Below are 13,240 nucleotides of genomic sequence, written 5' to 3'. Positions count from 1 at the left end.
CAGTCACATCCTTTCTATGCGGCGGCAGATTTTCCGCACCAAAAGCAGAAACAGCCGTTCAAACAACGTGCTCACTAAAATAATCGTCAGCGTCCATGCCAGCAGGTCGGCGGTGGAGAGGAACAGCTTTGACTGGTAGAGCTTTTCACCGATGGAACCGGATGGGATTCCGATGACTTCGGCCGATATGCCTGACTTCCAGCACAGGCCAAGTGAAACCGTACAGGCGGAAAGGAAATGGGGCATCATCTGCGGGGTATAGATGTAAAACACCCGGCGCATGCCATGGATTTGAAAAACATCCGCCATTTCCAAAAGCTGACGGTCGGCGCTGTCGATTCCCTGCAGCATATTGATGTAAACCACCGGATATACCATCAAAAATGAAATGATGACAGACAGGTTGCGCGAATCCGCCCAGATCAGGCACAGGATGATAAAGCTTGCGACAGGCGTGGACTTCACCGCCGAAACCAGGGGTGAGAGCAGTATGCGCACGAGTCCAAGATTCGCGGACAGCACAGCAGATATTGTCCCGGCTATCAGCGCAAGGAGAAAGCCTGATGCAATACGCATCAACGAAAACCAGACGGTACCCCAAAAATTCCACGTACCCGCCAGTTCTACCAAACGCACAACAACAGAAACAGGAGATACCAGCAGTATCTCCTGTCCAATTGCCATGCTGACGCCCTGCCAGACGATCAGCCAGAACAGCAGGGCGGTTATTTTTATCCCCGCTTTTTTTCGCTCAGCGGCTGAAATAGAACGCATCATCGGGGAGAGTTCCTCCTACAGCCTGCGGATTCTGGTCAAACAGGGCTTTCAGATAGCCGCTCAGCTTTTCCTTCATTTCCGTACCCTCGATAAAGGTAATGTTGCAGTACGGGATCGCCTGCCTGGCAATGGCCGCTGCCGGAACAATCCCATATTTTTCGGTCAGAGCCGCGCTCTCGTCGAGGTTATCGTTGGCGAACGCGACCGACTTCTGATATTCATTCAAAAACGTATCCAATGCCTCCGGGTTCTCACTGATAAAATCATTCCGTGCGACTACTACGCCTGTGATCAGGGCGCTCTTGTCTTCTCCCTGTACCTTATCCCATTCTTCGGTCATATTCAGCGCAATGCGCAGCTTATCATTCTTAGCCTGCACGGTGGCTACATACGGCTGCGGCAGCATCGCAATCGCATTCTCCCCCTGGGAAAGCAGCGCAGCCACTTCGGTCGATTCGGACTTATATTCCACAGTCAGGTCTTTTTCCGGATCGATGCCGTTCGCGGACAGCACATAGTTGAGCGCGTATTCCGGGGTTGTCCCTTTACCTGTCGAATAGATGGTTTTCCCTTTCAGGTCGGCAATAGAATGGATGGTGTCGCCTGTTTCAACCAGATAAAGCACGCCCAGCGTGTTAACGGCAAGCACGCTGATTTCCCCCTGTGTTTTCCCGTACAGCACAGAGGCCAGATTGGCCGGAATCGCCGCGAGATCCAGTTCGCCTTTCACCAGTTTCGGGACAATTTCGTCCGCGGTTCCGACAATGGCAAAGCTGTAATCATTGGCGGCCTCTCCTTTTTCCGCATCTTCCATCAGCTTCAAAAGCCCAATGGAGGTCGGCCCTTTCATAGACGCCACCCGGATTGCCGTCTTTTCGCCGGCAGTTTCCTGCTCCGAAGATGCGGGCTCCCCGGACGGCGCCGCTTCCGAGGGGGACGATACCGCGGATGCCGGAGCGCTTTCTGATGCGCCCGATCCGCCGCCGCAGCCCGCCAGAAGCGATACGCTGAGCAATGCTGACAAAGCAACAGCCATGAATTTTTTCATTGGAGATTCCTTCTTTCCTTGACCTCGGTAAATGATATTTATTTATCAGGGACAACTATACCATTAAACTCCACTTTTGTCAATTCCAGCCAGCTTCAGTTTGCTGGCCCGTGTCAGCCGTTTAATGGCTGATTCCCGCCGCATGGCCTCGTTTTTTGACGGAAGGCTTTCCGAATACACCATGCGTACCGGCAGACGGGCTTTGGTATATTTCGCGCCTTTTCCGGCATTATGCGCGCGCAGACGCGCCTGCAGGTCTGTTGTCCAGCCTGTATAGAGCGTTCCGTCGGCGCATCGCAGGATGTAGACAAAATTGCCGCTCTCTTTCACACAGAGCGCCCCTTTTCAATCCGCTTTTTTCACTCCTGCCGCATTTTTTGCGGGCAGCGCTCTCTTCCGCCAGTAATGGCCCATGCCCCAGCCCGGTTCTTCGGTCACTTCCCGGCCCAGAAATGCGGGGGGAACAAAGCAGAGGGCTTCTTCCACAGAGCAGAACTCCACTTCCGCGTAATAAAACGCGGTCGGTTCCCCCGCGTCAACCAGGCTGCATTCCAGTGTAAGCCCGCCGGGCAGCGCGTAGGTCTTATAATCCTTGCGGATCATCGGCAATGTGAGCAGGCCCCGCAGGCGCAGAAACGTTTCCGCGTCGAGACCCAGTTCAATTTCTTCGCGCGCAAGGGTTCCCTTCCCCTTGATACAAAGCACAAACCGGATTTCATCTCCGGTTTGGGAACTGCGGATACGCACAACCGGCTCTGTGGACAGGTAGCCCTGATAAACCACCGATTCCCTGAGCGGCGGCAGATCCGGGAACCCGTCGATCAAAAACTTCCGTTCAATTTCCACTGTTTTCTCCCGTCTTCAGTTCGCAGTTTCCTCTAAGATTTCCTGCACGCGCCCCACCATGTCGTCCTCTTCAAGCATCACCTTGATGCCATGCGGGTGCGTGGGGCTGTTGGTCAGGATGCGTTTGACATGCCCGCGGGTCAGCTTGCCGGTGGGCTGGTCCTTTTTCAGCACGATGTCTACCAGCGCGCCGATTGTAATGTTTTTTCTAATCTGCCCGTTCATCATTTTACTCCCATGTTTCCCAGATTTCAGGATGGTAGCCTACCGTCGCCCGCTTCCCGTTTCGGACAATCGGCGTTTTAAACAGCGCCGGATATTCCAGAAGCTTATCCTCCATATTTTGCTCGGACGCCAGATAAGCAATAAAAGACTTCTCATAGTCCCTCGATTTGGGGTCTATCAGCTCCCGGATTCCTCCCACAGCAGCTTTCACGCTGCCCAGTTCCCCCCTGCTCATGCCGAATTTGGCAACGTCGATGCTCTGAAACCGGATGTTCCGCTCCTTGAAATATCGCTCCGCCTTTTTCGTGTCGAAGCATTTGCTTTTTCCGAAAATCTGAATATTCATCCGCCAGCGCCCCTTTCGGTATGACTTCCAGTATAGGAAATTTCTTCAAACTTGTAAAGAGAATAAGCCGCCGGAACAGCGGTAATTTTCAATCAATTGATTGGCGCGTAGAAAAAAGTCCCCTTATCAACGATGCGGCACCATGCCACATTTTGCAGGATTTTTGCGATTTCCGCCCGTTTGGCGCGCCCTCCCGCCGCTTTACAGGCGTCGTCGATCGAAATCAGCCGGTCGCCGTTCTTCTCAAAATACGCATGCAGCAGAATCACCAGCTCCGGTTCGCTTAGTGTTTTGGGAAGAACCGGCGCTTTCACGGCAGCCTTTGGCTGTTCGGGTTCCGGACATTCGCCTGTTTGCCCCTGCATATTGTCTGTGTTTTTCCCTGCTTTGCAAAAAGTGATATATACCGCTTTGACGCGGCTTGCAAGAAGGGGCGTAAACCCCGGTTCCTTGGTCAGAAGATGGAATGGGCATCGGGCCAGATCCTCCATCGCTTTGTAATGATGCTCCCGGCAGTAAATTAAAAAGGGAAGATATTTCGGTTTATTATAGATTTCGCTGATATCACTCATGAATTTAAAAAATCCTTTCCTCAAAAATCGCACAATTTGGAATTGTAACAAATTTTTTTTAAAAAGGCAAGCGGAACAGGTGTTCCCGTCGGCGGACCTTTTTCTGCGTCAAGGGGCCAAACATAGTCCGTTCCTGACGATTCGGCCGTGAATGATCCAATGATAATATGCTTGCATTCGTTGCACATTGAAGGTAGAATAAAGGCTGTATTATAAACGCATATAGGAGGGTCCATGTTTACAAATCAGGATTTAAAGCGGCTGATTTTCCCGCTGATTGTTGAGCAGGTGCTGGCTGTCACAATCGGTATGGCCGACACGATCATGGTGTCGGGCAGCGGGGAAGCGGCCGTTTCCGGCATTGCTCTGGTTGATGTCATCAATGTGCTGCTTATCAATATTTTTTCCGCCCTGGCAACCGGCGGCGCTGTCGTATCCTCACAGTATCTGGGCAAGCAGGAGCCGGAGAATGCCTGTGTCGCGGCAAAACAGCTTATCTATGTTACGCTGTTGTTTTCACTGGTCATCATGCTGGCCTGCCTGACACTGCGTGACTTTCTTCTCACAAATATTTTCGGCAACATTGATCCTCAGGTCATGAAAAACGCGCAGATTTATTTTGCCATATCTGCCTATTCCTATCCCTTTCTGGCCCTTTACAATGCGGGAGCCGCCCTGTTCCGCTCAATGGGCAACTCCCGGATTTCCATGTTTACATCGCTGCTGATGAACATGGCCAACATCGGCGGCAACGCGCTTTTGATTTTCGGGTTCGGCATGGGGGTGCGCGGAGCCGCTATCGCTTCGCTTGTTTCACGCATGCTCGGCTGCGTAATTATGCTGCTGCTTCTGCGTCACCGTGAAAATTCCATCCATATTGAGCATCTGCTGACACTTGAGTTTCGGCCTGCCATGGTGCGCAGCATTCTCTCAGTGGGTGTCCCAACGGGATTGGAAAACGGTATTTTCCAGATCGGAAAGGTACTTGTGCAGGGGCTGATCGTTTCCATCGGTACAACCGCGATCGCGGCAAATGCAATCGCCAACAACATTGCAAGTATGGAGGTCATTCCGGGCGCCGCAATCGGGCTCGCGCTGATCACGGTTGTGGGGCAGTGTGTGGGCGCGCAGGACTATGTGCAGGCAAGACAGTATACGATAAAGCTGATGAAAATCACCTATCTTTCGATGATTGCACTGAACGCTGCCATCCTGATTTTCTGCCATCCGATTGTCAATGTCTACCGGATGTCTGAGCAAACCACATCGGTGGCACTTCAGCTGCTGATTATCCACGGCATCGGCGCCATGATTATCTGGCCTCTTTCGTTTACCCTTCCGAACGCACTGCGTGCGGCCGGCGACGCAAAATTCACAATGACGGTTTCGATCATTTCGATGTGGACCTGCCGGATCGGGCTGAGCTACCTGTTTGTACATATGATGGGATGGGGAGTCCCCGGTGTCTGGTTTGCCATGATATCGGACTGGGGCGTCCGCACCACAGCGTTTGTCATCCGTTTTTGCGGCAGCAGATGGCAGCATAAACGGCTTGTTTAGGGGGCCGGCTTTCAACAAATTCGATTTTTTCCGTGAAAAGCGATTGTTTCACTTTATTTGACAAACACTAAAGAAAAAGGAGGATTGGCTTATCGATTCACGCGCATTTTCCAAAGAAGGGCTGCTGATCAACCAGTCTTTGCTGGGTGATCTGAAAAACGGCTGGTTCGGTTCCGACCAAAACGGATGCGGCTGGATCGCTGTCTACAATGTGCTGAAAATGCTCGGAGCAAAGGTCCGCCCCGAATGGGTGATGGAAGACCTGCGCGGCGGGCTTGTATTGGGCGGAAAGTTCGGGACCCATGTTTACTATGTCCAGCATTATCTGCGAAAGCGCGGCTACCGGGTGCGCCTGTGCGTGATTCCTTTGCGGTTCTCCGCAGTGGCGAAAACCGCGGACGCCTGCATTCTGCTCTACCGCCACCGCAAAGGCAACCATTTCGCCGCACTGCGCCGGGAGGATGAGCGGTTCCATTTTTATAATGCGCTGTCCGGGGCGGCGGATGATATCCGCACCATGGAGGAATTTCTGAAAGCTGAGTGCCAAATCCCGCCCTGCATGCTGATTGCCGTCAATAAGCGGATTCCGGAGTCCGACAGAAAAAACAGCGGCGGCACTTGACAGCCGCTCGCAAAACGGCTATAATTTAACACATAAAATCACTAAAGAGGAGGAAACCCGGAATGACGGTATTGATCGGCAGAACAGCTTCATACTTTTATTATTGCGGCTCGGAGTATCGCTATCCGGGTTTGTTTTGCTGTGAAACTGTTCCATTTCGAAAAAACGCGGGCTGACGGTTTCTCCTGCGGCAGATTTTCGAGCGGTGCTTTCATGGCGAAAGCACCGCTTTTTCATTTCCCAAATGCCCGGAATTTATTTGGAAAGGTTGTTTTTTATGATTGTTATTTTAAAAGAACACGCCCCGGAAGAGAAAGTAAACCTGCTGATTGCACAGCTCAAGGAGCAGGGATTTGCCATCCACGAGTCACAGGGGCTGCATACCCGCCTGATCGGGCTGGTAGGGGATACCTCGAAGGTCGATGAGAACGCCCTGCTCGCAAATGACGCCGTCGACCAGGTGAAGCGGATTCAGGAGCCTTATAAAAACGCAAACCGCAAATTCCACCCGCAGGACACCGTGATCGACGTCTGCGGCAGAAAATTCGGCGGCGGGCACTTTCAGGTCATTTCGGGGCCGTGCTCTGTGGAAAGCGAAGAACAGATTCTGGAGGTTGCCGATGCGGTCGGCGAAGAAGGCGCGGGGCTGCTGCGCGGCGGCGCGTTTAAGCCCCGTACCAGCCCTTACTCGTTTCAAGGCATGGGCGCGGAGGGGCTGGAACTGCTCCGGCTGGCACGCGCAAAAACAGGGATGCCGTTTGTTACGGAAATTATGGACGCCTCCGAAATTCCGCTGTTCGAGGACGTGGATATCATTCAGGTGGGCGCCAGAAACATGCAGAATTTCGAGCTGCTGAAAAAGTTGGGGCAGCTCCGCCGCCCCATCCTGCTTAAACGCGGGCTCGCCAACACACTGGAGGAACTGCTCATGAGCGCCGAATACATTATGGCGGGCGGCAATGAACAGGTCATCCTCTGCGAACGCGGTATCCGCACATTTGAAACGTCCACACGGAATACGCTGGATATCTCCGCAATCCCCATGCTCAAAAAAATGTCGCATCTTCCGGTTGTGGTAGACCCCAGCCATGCCGCCGGCATCACCTGGATGGTAGAGCCGCTTTCCCTCGCGGCAATTGCGGCGGGCGCCGACGGGCTGATCATCGAGGTGCATCCGCACCCGGAAAAAGCGCTCTCGGACGGCGCGCAGTCCCTGACGCCGGCCCAATTCCGGCCTGTGATGGAAAGAATCCGCAAAACAGCCGAATTCTTCGGAAAAAAGCTCGGCTGACGGTAGAACGCGCCGCCCGGTAAAATCGGGCGGCGCGTTCTGTTTAGTTGTTACCAAGTGCCTTCAGGCTGTCCCCCTCCAGCCGGTAAACCGTCCAGTCGGACATCGGCTTTGCACCCAGCGACCGGTAAAACCGGACGGAAGGTTCGTTCCAGTCCAGGCACCACCAGTCAAGCCGCTCACACCCGCGTTCGACGGCAACTTTCGCAAGGCAGGACAGCAGCGCCTTTCCGTAACCCTTTCCCCTGCACGCCGGGTCAACATAAAGGTCTTCGAGATACAGGTTTGCCTTGCCGAGAAAAGTGGAGAAATTATGGAAAAACAGGGCGAATCCCACCGGCCGATCTTCTTCCTGCGCAATCAGCACTTCCGCCTGATGATTCCTGAATAAAGACCGGTGCAGCACTTCCTCCGTCGCCACCACCTCGTGCTCCAGTTTTTCATAAACCGCCAGTTCCCTGATAAACCGCAGAATCAGCGCGGTGTCCTCCGGTTCTGCCGTCCGGATGGTAAAGTGCTCTATTGCTGTCCTGTAAATCACACGTTTTCTCCCCTTGTCAGTTTACAGGCACGGATTGCGTCCTCCATGGTGCCTGTGGAAATTAAAAACCGGTTGTTATGGCAGAACCGCAGCGTTTTGACGCCCGATACCGCCGTCAGTTCCTCCTCCGGCTTTCCCGCCCATGCGGTGGGAAACTCATATTTCAGCGCAGAACTTTCCCTGTCGGCCGGAACCCCCTGTGCGCTGAACCCGCCGCGCTGAGACGGATAAACCACGAAATCGGCGCCGGTACCGGCCAGCACCTGTTTCCACGGAGCAAAGCGCGGCAGCACGACAATGCCGTCCTGCATATCGGCGCAGGCAGCTTCCACCAGTTTTTTCGCGCGCTGGATGCTCCAGACGGTTTCCAGCTTCTTTTTCAGCAACGTGGTCGCGAACTGCACCGCTTCCTCAAAGCAGACATCCGGATCCTCCTCAGAATCCCAGTTGGGATTGAACGAGCCTATGACATCCGCGAGAACGCTTCCGCAGCCCGTGTTGTCGTCTCTGTCCAGCGGCTGGACAAAATACTCGTCCATACGCGACGCCTCTTCCCCGCCTACCAGCTCCGCGCCGAATTCCTGCCACAGCAGGCCGAACGCGGCATAAGCAGTCCCGTTGGGACGCACCTTCGCGTCCCTTTGGTGGTGGTCAAATCTGCCCCATCCGATGTCAAACACCAGCCCGTCGTAATTTTCCGGGACCTCAAAAACCCGTGTAAAGCGGATGTTGGGATTCAAAATCCGCAGGAGCGCGGAAGAGAACACATCATCCGCGTGAAATTTTCCGCCATGCGTCATGGCGCTGTCAGGTACCTTCATCCAAGCCACTCTTTCCTTGATCTGTTTTTGATTTTATTCCGTGAGGGCTAAACTGGTTCAGCCTTCTTTTTTCTTCTGAAAATGGTAAGCTGCGCGCAGCAGCAGTTTGTCAGGCAGGAAATGCCCGCCAATCCGCGCCAGCTTCATTTTCAGGCCCGGCACAATCACCAGTTTTCTTTGAAACATGCCGTCGATCGCGCAGAGCGCGACATCACGGCTCCCCATGCCTTTGAGGCTGAATCTGACATTGGCAGTGCTGCTGAACTCCGTATCCACCGGGCCGGGACAGAGCGCCCCGATATAGACCCTGCTCCTGTCGCGGCGCAGTTCTTCATAGACCGCCTGTGTCAGCCGCAGCACATACGCCTTTGTCGCGTAGTAGGAGGACAGGAGCGGTCCGGGAAGAAACGCGGCGGAAGATGCCACATTCAGAATATAACCCGCATTTCTTCTTTTAAAATCCCGGAGAAACAGTTTGGTGAGAATATGCACCGCTTTTATATTCAGGTTGATCATTTCCAGTTCACGCCGCAGGTCTGTTCTGTCAAACCGGCCGAACAGACCGAACCCGGCGTTATTGATGAGAATATTGATTTCCTGCTCCTTCACCTGCTCATAAAGCGCAAAGCAGCTTTCCTCACGGGAAAGGTCCGTGGTTATGATCTGCACATTCCCGGACAGCTGCTCTTTCAGCGCTTCCAGCCGGTCTTGTCTGCGCGCGGCAAGAATGAGGTCAAACCCCATCTCATCCAGAATGATCGCCATATCCCGCCCTATCCCGGAGCTTGCGCCGGTAATCAGCGCTTTCATGGAACCGCCGCCTTCCTCTTTTGATTTGATCTGTGGTTATCATACCATAAATTCCCTCAAAATTACATGGATTCTGCAAATCGGGGTAGATTTTACCGATGAATCGCGCTATGATAAAAGAAAAAAAGAAAGCGGGAGGCTTCTTATGAAACTGGCAATCTTGGAACCGCTGGGTGTGGCAAAAGAAAACCTGCTCGCCATGGCGGAAAAAGCTGTGAACGGGCGTATGGAGGTCGTGTACTATGACACCCGCGCGGAGGATACGCCGACTTTGATCGAACGGAGCCGCGATGCGGATGTGATAGTCCTTTCCAACTTCCAGTACCGGCGCGAAGTGATGGAGCATTGCCCCAACCTGAAACTGGTGTGTGTGGCGTTTACCGGCATCGACCATGTGGATATCGCCTACTGCAGGGAGCGGGGAATCACCGTCTGCAACTGTGCGGGCTATTCCACCGTGGCGGTCGCGGATCTCGTGTTCGGGCTGGTCATCGCGCTTGCGCGCAATATCCTTCCCTGCGATCAGGCAGTCCGTGCGGGCGGCACCAAGGCGGGACTGATCGGCTTTGAGCTGGAAGGCAAAAAATTCGGCGTGGTGGGCACCGGCGCAATCGGCCTGCGCACCGCAAGAATCGCGCAGGCGTTCGGCTGCGAGGTCTACGCTTACAGCCGGACCCAAAAGAATCTGCCGGGTATTACCTATGTGGATCTGGATACCCTGCTTTCCACCTGCGACATTGTTTCGCTTCATGTTCCTCAGACCAGCGAAACCATCGGGCTGATCAGCGCGGAAAAGCTGGCGCTGATGAAACCCACGGCCATTTTGATTAACACGGCGCGCGGCCCCATCGTGGACAGCACCGCGCTCGCCGAAGCGCTGAAGTCCGGCAGGATTGCGGGCGCGGGCATTGACGTGTTTGAAAAGGAACCGCCGATTCCTTCCGATCATCCGCTGTTCGGCGCGCCGCATCTTGTGGCGACGCCGCATGTGGCGTTTGCCAGCCAGCAGGCGATGGAAAAAAGGGCGGTCATTGTCTGCGATAATATCGCGGCATGGCTGGACGGCAAGCCCCGGAATGTGATTGTATAATCGAACCGGCAGAGCCGATAGAATAAAACAGGTATCCCGCATGCGGGATACCTGTTTTCATTTGATGACCGGAAAGGTCGTTTAGTTCTGCCATTCCACCGTGTAGGTGAATTTGTACTCCTGCTGGAGTGCTTTCACTTTGTCCTCATTGTCTTCGATAAAGGTGTCGGTGTAAACGGATTTCCCCTGCTTTTTATAATCGTCCAGAATCGCAGTCAGTTTCGCCCAGCATTCTTCGTGCTTCGGCTCTTCCTCTTCCTTGAGGTCGATAATGAACTCCCGATGTTTCGGTATTCTTGCTTTCATAGTTTCACGTTCCTCCATTATAATTGCGCCTGCGCGCGTACAGGCTTATTTTATCCGACTGGAGGCATCCGGTCAAGTCTTTTTTCTTTACAGAATTCTTTGGCCCCGTTTGGCATAGGATGCAATCCGGTTCCGGTAGTCCGCCGTCTGTTCCTCGTTTTGCAGGCGGGTACAGACGGCATAGTCGTCCCAGAAATGCATCGGCACCACAAAATCCGCGCCGACAGTCCGCATAAAATAATCCATGCCGAGCAGATAGCTTTTTTCCAGCCGGGAATCGGCGGGAAGAAAAGCAACGTCGATTTTTTCTCCGCGAAGCAGGTCAATCTGTTCCCGGTAGCGTTGGCCCATCAGTTCCCGCGCGCGCGGCGGTTCCCCTTCCCAATCCCACCAGTTTAAATCACCTGCGTGATAGAGACAGACGCCATCTGTTTTGACCAGGAAAGCTACGCCTTCATCGGTGGATTCCAGTGTCCGCACCCAGACATCCCCTAAATCCAGAACAGCACCCGGCCCCATTTTATGAACATCTTCACCAGTGCGGATATCGTCGGAGAGCACATAGCGGACCTGCGGCAGATTCTCGCGCCAGTCAAGTATTTCACGGCTGAAATGATCAGGATGACGGTGCGAGGCAAACACCACAACATTTTCGTCACGCAGTTCCTGCGGGTCAATCATCCCATCCCGCAGCCCGCCCGCGGACTGTTTTCCCGGATAGTAGTCAAAAATCAGCGTATGCGTTCCGGTTCTCACCAGAAATCCATCATGATACAGATTATAAATTTCCAAATTTAACCCTCCTCTTTCTGTCCCAATACCGGAAGCAGTTTTGTCTGAAATTCCCCGGGGTGTCTGCACCAGCAGTCCGCCCCCGCCAGAAACGGCTCGCCCTCAAGCGTATAGCATTGAATCGGTTCCGGGCCTCCCGGCTCTTTATGCCGGAGTTCCTCAAGCGGCACCCGAATCATGCGCTCCACCTCTTCACCCACCGCGAACTGTGGTTCTGGATGGCGGTAGAGATAAATGTATCCGAGTTCCCTGTCGAAAAAATCGCCGATATGGGTATCCTCGCGGATCGTGCCGAGAAATTCCAGTTCCCCGGGTTTCGCCGCAATCCCGATTTCCTCGTACATTTCGCGGAGTATCGCGTCCGCGGGATCCTCGCCCGCCCCAATATGGCCGCCTACCGCCAGATCATAAAGGCCCGGGAAGTCCCGTTTTTGAAAAGACCGCTGCTGGTAATAGACCCATGTCCCGCCTTCCCGCTCAGACACCACCCAGCAGTGGACCACCTGGTGCAGCAGACCCTGTGCGTGCGCCTGCCCGCGCGGGACTGTGCCGGTTTCGCGCAAATCCTCATCAAGGATGGTTAACAGTTCCATCATTTCCCCCGCCCTGTTGCCGCAAGTTTTTTCTTTATTTTACGCATTCTGCGAGAAGATTGCAAGAAATTTCGACACAGGAAAAGGACCGCTTTTTCACAGCGGTCCTTCCTGCATCGCTTGTTCAGCCGCGCGGGCGGATATGCGCCGCGAGCGCGATTTTTTGGAAAAGGCTCAACGCCGAAACCCTTTGTTTCGGAAGTTCGGCAGCCGCGGTCTGCGGAGCCGTTTGAAGCCGGGACGATTTCTGCAAAAGTACCCACGGCAGATAGAACACGGCCCATACCAGCCAGACGAAACCCATAACAGCGGGCAAGTAAAACGAGCCTGCCATATTCCCGATCAATTCCAATACCGAGCCTGCCGAAGGGCTGCGCAAAAACAAATAGTTGCTGTTCAGGATAAAATTGGTCAGGCTGTCGAAAACAGCCAGCAGAAGCAGGGATAAGAAGCATTTCGGCAGCTGCCTGCAGTCGGGCCGGAACCCGCCGGCCAGCAGCAGAACCGGTATCAGCAGCAGCATTGTATGCGCAAAAATAAACTGCAGGTACATCAGGTTCCACAATGGGAAGCCGGTGACCCCCGGGGTAATCAGCGCGCTCAGCGCACCGGGCAGCCCAAGGCAGTAGCAAAGCTCTTTCAGAAACGGCTTTTCGGTATAAACCGCAGCAAACTCTGCAAAAAGCATGGCGCCGCAAAGATGCAGCGGCAGCATATAAACAGGGTCAAATTCCCCGCTGCATAAAAGCCAGACGTCCCGCAGCAGTTCAGAGCCGACAGCCGCGCACGCGCAGATTTTCAGCACTTGTTTTCTTCTGGCGGGGGGTTGTCTGAGAAACCAAACGGTCACCGCCGCGCAGAATACCGCGGAAGAAATCAACCATGCCGCGTGGGCTCTGCTGAAAACGGGAATCCAGAGTTCCTGCGGCGCCTCTCCTTCCAGCGCGAAAAACCAGTTCATGATTTTCCTCCTTTTCGATTGGATGCTGCTAATTCATTC

General features: G+C 53.9%; 18 protein-coding genes. 4 read left to right on the top strand and 14 right to left on the bottom strand.

The window, feature by feature from the left end; all coding sequences use genetic code 11:
* Positions 1 to 3 precede the first annotated feature (3 nt).
* The 7 genes from C1A10_RS11830 to C1A10_RS11800 all read right to left on the bottom strand — a co-directional run bounded on the left by C1A10_RS11830 (position 4) and on the right by C1A10_RS11800 (position 3,814).
* Positions 4 to 777 carry an ABC transporter permease gene (locus C1A10_RS11830; RefSeq protein WP_341456914.1) on the bottom strand — a complete coding sequence of 258 codons (774 nt, stop codon included), beginning with the start codon at positions 775 to 777 and terminating at the stop codon, positions 4 to 6.
* Positions 752 to 1,825 carry an ABC transporter substrate-binding protein gene (locus tag C1A10_RS11825; RefSeq protein WP_101910453.1) on the bottom strand — a complete coding sequence of 358 codons (1,074 nt, stop codon included), beginning with the start codon at positions 1,823 to 1,825 and terminating at the stop codon, positions 752 to 754. The genes C1A10_RS11830 and C1A10_RS11825 overlap by 26 nt, the downstream gene beginning before the upstream one ends.
* Before the next feature lie 63 nt (positions 1,826 to 1,888).
* Positions 1,889 to 2,155 (bottom strand): GIY-YIG nuclease family protein, encoded by a 267-nt coding sequence (locus C1A10_RS11820; protein WP_101910452.1) that lies wholly within the window; start codon positions 2,153 to 2,155, stop codon positions 1,889 to 1,891.
* 15 nt (positions 2,156 to 2,170) lie between these two features.
* Positions 2,171 to 2,671, bottom strand: coding sequence for a CYTH domain-containing protein (locus C1A10_RS11815; RefSeq protein ID WP_101910451.1), 501 nt, complete (start codon positions 2,669 to 2,671; stop codon positions 2,171 to 2,173).
* Positions 2,672 to 2,686: 15 nt separating this feature from the next.
* Positions 2,687 to 2,896, bottom strand: coding sequence for a YwbE family protein (locus C1A10_RS11810; RefSeq protein WP_101910450.1), 210 nt, complete (start codon positions 2,894 to 2,896; stop codon positions 2,687 to 2,689).
* A gap of 4 nt (positions 2,897 to 2,900) precedes the next feature.
* Positions 2,901 to 3,242: an arsenate reductase family protein gene (locus C1A10_RS11805; RefSeq protein WP_101910449.1), complete on the bottom strand. Its 342-nt coding sequence runs from the start codon at positions 3,240 to 3,242 to the stop codon at positions 2,901 to 2,903.
* Positions 3,243 to 3,334: 92 nt separating this feature from the next.
* Positions 3,335 to 3,814, bottom strand: a complete 480-nt coding sequence (locus tag C1A10_RS11800; protein ID WP_101910448.1) for a hypothetical protein — start codon at positions 3,812 to 3,814, stop codon at positions 3,335 to 3,337.
* Between the two features lie 234 nt (positions 3,815 to 4,048).
* Here C1A10_RS11800 and C1A10_RS11795 point away from each other — a divergent pair, with 234 nt between their 5' ends.
* The 3 genes from C1A10_RS11795 (at position 4,049) to aroF (ending at position 7,287) form a co-directional block, all read left to right on the top strand.
* Positions 4,049 to 5,374 carry an MATE family efflux transporter gene (locus C1A10_RS11795; RefSeq protein ID WP_101910447.1) on the top strand — a complete coding sequence of 442 codons (1,326 nt, stop codon included), beginning with the start codon at positions 4,049 to 4,051 and terminating at the stop codon, positions 5,372 to 5,374.
* 139 nt (positions 5,375 to 5,513) lie between these two features.
* Positions 5,514 to 5,996, top strand: coding sequence for a hypothetical protein (locus C1A10_RS11790; RefSeq protein ID WP_101910446.1), 483 nt, complete (start codon positions 5,514 to 5,516; stop codon positions 5,994 to 5,996).
* A 277-nt stretch (positions 5,997 to 6,273) separates the two neighbouring features.
* Positions 6,274 to 7,287: a 3-deoxy-7-phosphoheptulonate synthase gene (aroF, locus tag C1A10_RS11785; RefSeq protein WP_101911645.1), complete on the top strand. Its 1,014-nt coding sequence runs from the start codon at positions 6,274 to 6,276 to the stop codon at positions 7,285 to 7,287.
* Between the two features lie 43 nt (positions 7,288 to 7,330).
* Here the strand turns inward: aroF and C1A10_RS11780 are convergent, their stop codons facing one another.
* From C1A10_RS11780 to C1A10_RS11770, 3 genes are read right to left on the bottom strand one after another with little or no spacing between them, the layout of a single operon-like run.
* Positions 7,331 to 7,828 (bottom strand): GNAT family N-acetyltransferase, encoded by a 498-nt coding sequence (locus C1A10_RS11780; protein WP_180951117.1) that lies wholly within the window; start codon positions 7,826 to 7,828, stop codon positions 7,331 to 7,333.
* A complete protein-coding gene (locus C1A10_RS11775) occupies positions 7,825 to 8,649 on the bottom strand; it encodes an MYG1 family protein (protein WP_101910445.1) in 825 nt (274 codons plus the stop codon). Before C1A10_RS11775 ends, C1A10_RS11780 begins: the two co-directional genes overlap by 4 nt.
* A 57-nt stretch (positions 8,650 to 8,706) precedes the next feature.
* Positions 8,707 to 9,459, bottom strand: a complete 753-nt coding sequence (locus tag C1A10_RS11770; RefSeq protein WP_101910444.1) for an SDR family NAD(P)-dependent oxidoreductase — start codon at positions 9,457 to 9,459, stop codon at positions 8,707 to 8,709.
* Positions 9,460 to 9,604: 145 nt separating this feature from the next.
* Between C1A10_RS11770 and C1A10_RS11765 the strand changes: the two genes are divergently transcribed.
* Complete coding sequence (locus C1A10_RS11765) at positions 9,605 to 10,549, top strand: 2-hydroxyacid dehydrogenase (RefSeq protein WP_101911643.1); 945 nt, start codon at positions 9,605 to 9,607, stop codon at positions 10,547 to 10,549.
* An 81-nt stretch (positions 10,550 to 10,630) separates the two neighbouring features.
* On the opposite strand, the gene C1A10_RS11760 is transcribed toward C1A10_RS11765, so the two are convergent.
* The 4 genes from C1A10_RS11760 to C1A10_RS11745 all read right to left on the bottom strand — a co-directional run bounded on the left by C1A10_RS11760 (position 10,631) and on the right by C1A10_RS11745 (position 13,201).
* On the bottom strand, positions 10,631 to 10,855 hold the full coding sequence (locus C1A10_RS11760; protein WP_101910443.1) for a methylenetetrahydrofolate dehydrogenase: 225 nt from the start codon (positions 10,853 to 10,855) through the stop codon (positions 10,631 to 10,633).
* Positions 10,856 to 10,942: 87 nt separating this feature from the next.
* Positions 10,943 to 11,647, bottom strand: coding sequence for an MBL fold metallo-hydrolase (locus C1A10_RS11755; protein WP_101910442.1), 705 nt, complete (start codon positions 11,645 to 11,647; stop codon positions 10,943 to 10,945).
* Between the two features lie 2 nt (positions 11,648 to 11,649).
* Positions 11,650 to 12,243, bottom strand: coding sequence for an NUDIX hydrolase (locus C1A10_RS11750; protein ID WP_101910441.1), 594 nt, complete (start codon positions 12,241 to 12,243; stop codon positions 11,650 to 11,652).
* A gap of 121 nt (positions 12,244 to 12,364) precedes the next feature.
* On the bottom strand, positions 12,365 to 13,201 hold the full coding sequence (locus C1A10_RS11745; RefSeq protein WP_101910440.1) for a YwaF family protein: 837 nt from the start codon (positions 13,199 to 13,201) through the stop codon (positions 12,365 to 12,367).
* Positions 13,202 to 13,240: the final 39 nt, after the last annotated feature.

It is taken from the genome of Marasmitruncus massiliensis (genome assembly GCF_900186535.1).
Taxonomy (GTDB): domain Bacteria; phylum Bacillota; class Clostridia; order Oscillospirales; family Ruminococcaceae; genus Anaerotruncus; species Anaerotruncus massiliensis_A.
Note: the sequence above shows the minus strand (reverse complement) of the source record. Positions and strands in the feature narration are given on the sequence as shown.

Coding starts and splice junctions, on each gene's coding strand:
- C1A10_RS11810 (WP_101910450.1), bottom strand. CDS start 2,896: ATGAACGGGCAGATTAGAAAAAACATTACAATCGGCGCGCTGGTAGAC.
- C1A10_RS11765 (WP_101911643.1), top strand. CDS start 9,605: ATGAAACTGGCAATCTTGGAACCGCTGGGTGTGGCAAAAGAAAACCTG.
- aroF (WP_101911645.1), top strand. CDS start 6,274: ATGATTGTTATTTTAAAAGAACACGCCCCGGAAGAGAAAGTAAACCTG.
- C1A10_RS11760 (WP_101910443.1), bottom strand. CDS start 10,855: ATGAAAGCAAGAATACCGAAACATCGGGAGTTCATTATCGACCTCAAG.
- C1A10_RS11795 (WP_101910447.1), top strand. CDS start 4,049: ATGTTTACAAATCAGGATTTAAAGCGGCTGATTTTCCCGCTGATTGTT.
- C1A10_RS11825 (WP_101910453.1), bottom strand. CDS start 1,825: ATGAAAAAATTCATGGCTGTTGCTTTGTCAGCATTGCTCAGCGTATCG.
- C1A10_RS11805 (WP_101910449.1), bottom strand. CDS start 3,242: ATGAATATTCAGATTTTCGGAAAAAGCAAATGCTTCGACACGAAAAAG.
- C1A10_RS11750 (WP_101910441.1), bottom strand. CDS start 12,243: ATGATGGAACTGTTAACCATCCTTGATGAGGATTTGCGCGAAACCGGC.
- C1A10_RS11770 (WP_101910444.1), bottom strand. CDS start 9,459: ATGAAAGCGCTGATTACCGGCGCAAGCTCCGGGATAGGGCGGGATATG.
- C1A10_RS11830 (WP_341456914.1), bottom strand. CDS start 777: ATGATGCGTTCTATTTCAGCCGCTGAGCGAAAAAAAGCGGGGATAAAA.
- C1A10_RS11800 (WP_101910448.1), bottom strand. CDS start 3,814: ATGAGTGATATCAGCGAAATCTATAATAAACCGAAATATCTTCCCTTT.
- C1A10_RS11745 (WP_101910440.1), bottom strand. CDS start 13,201: ATGAACTGGTTTTTCGCGCTGGAAGGAGAGGCGCCGCAGGAACTCTGG.
- C1A10_RS11775 (WP_101910445.1), bottom strand. CDS start 8,649: ATGAAGGTACCTGACAGCGCCATGACGCATGGCGGAAAATTTCACGCG.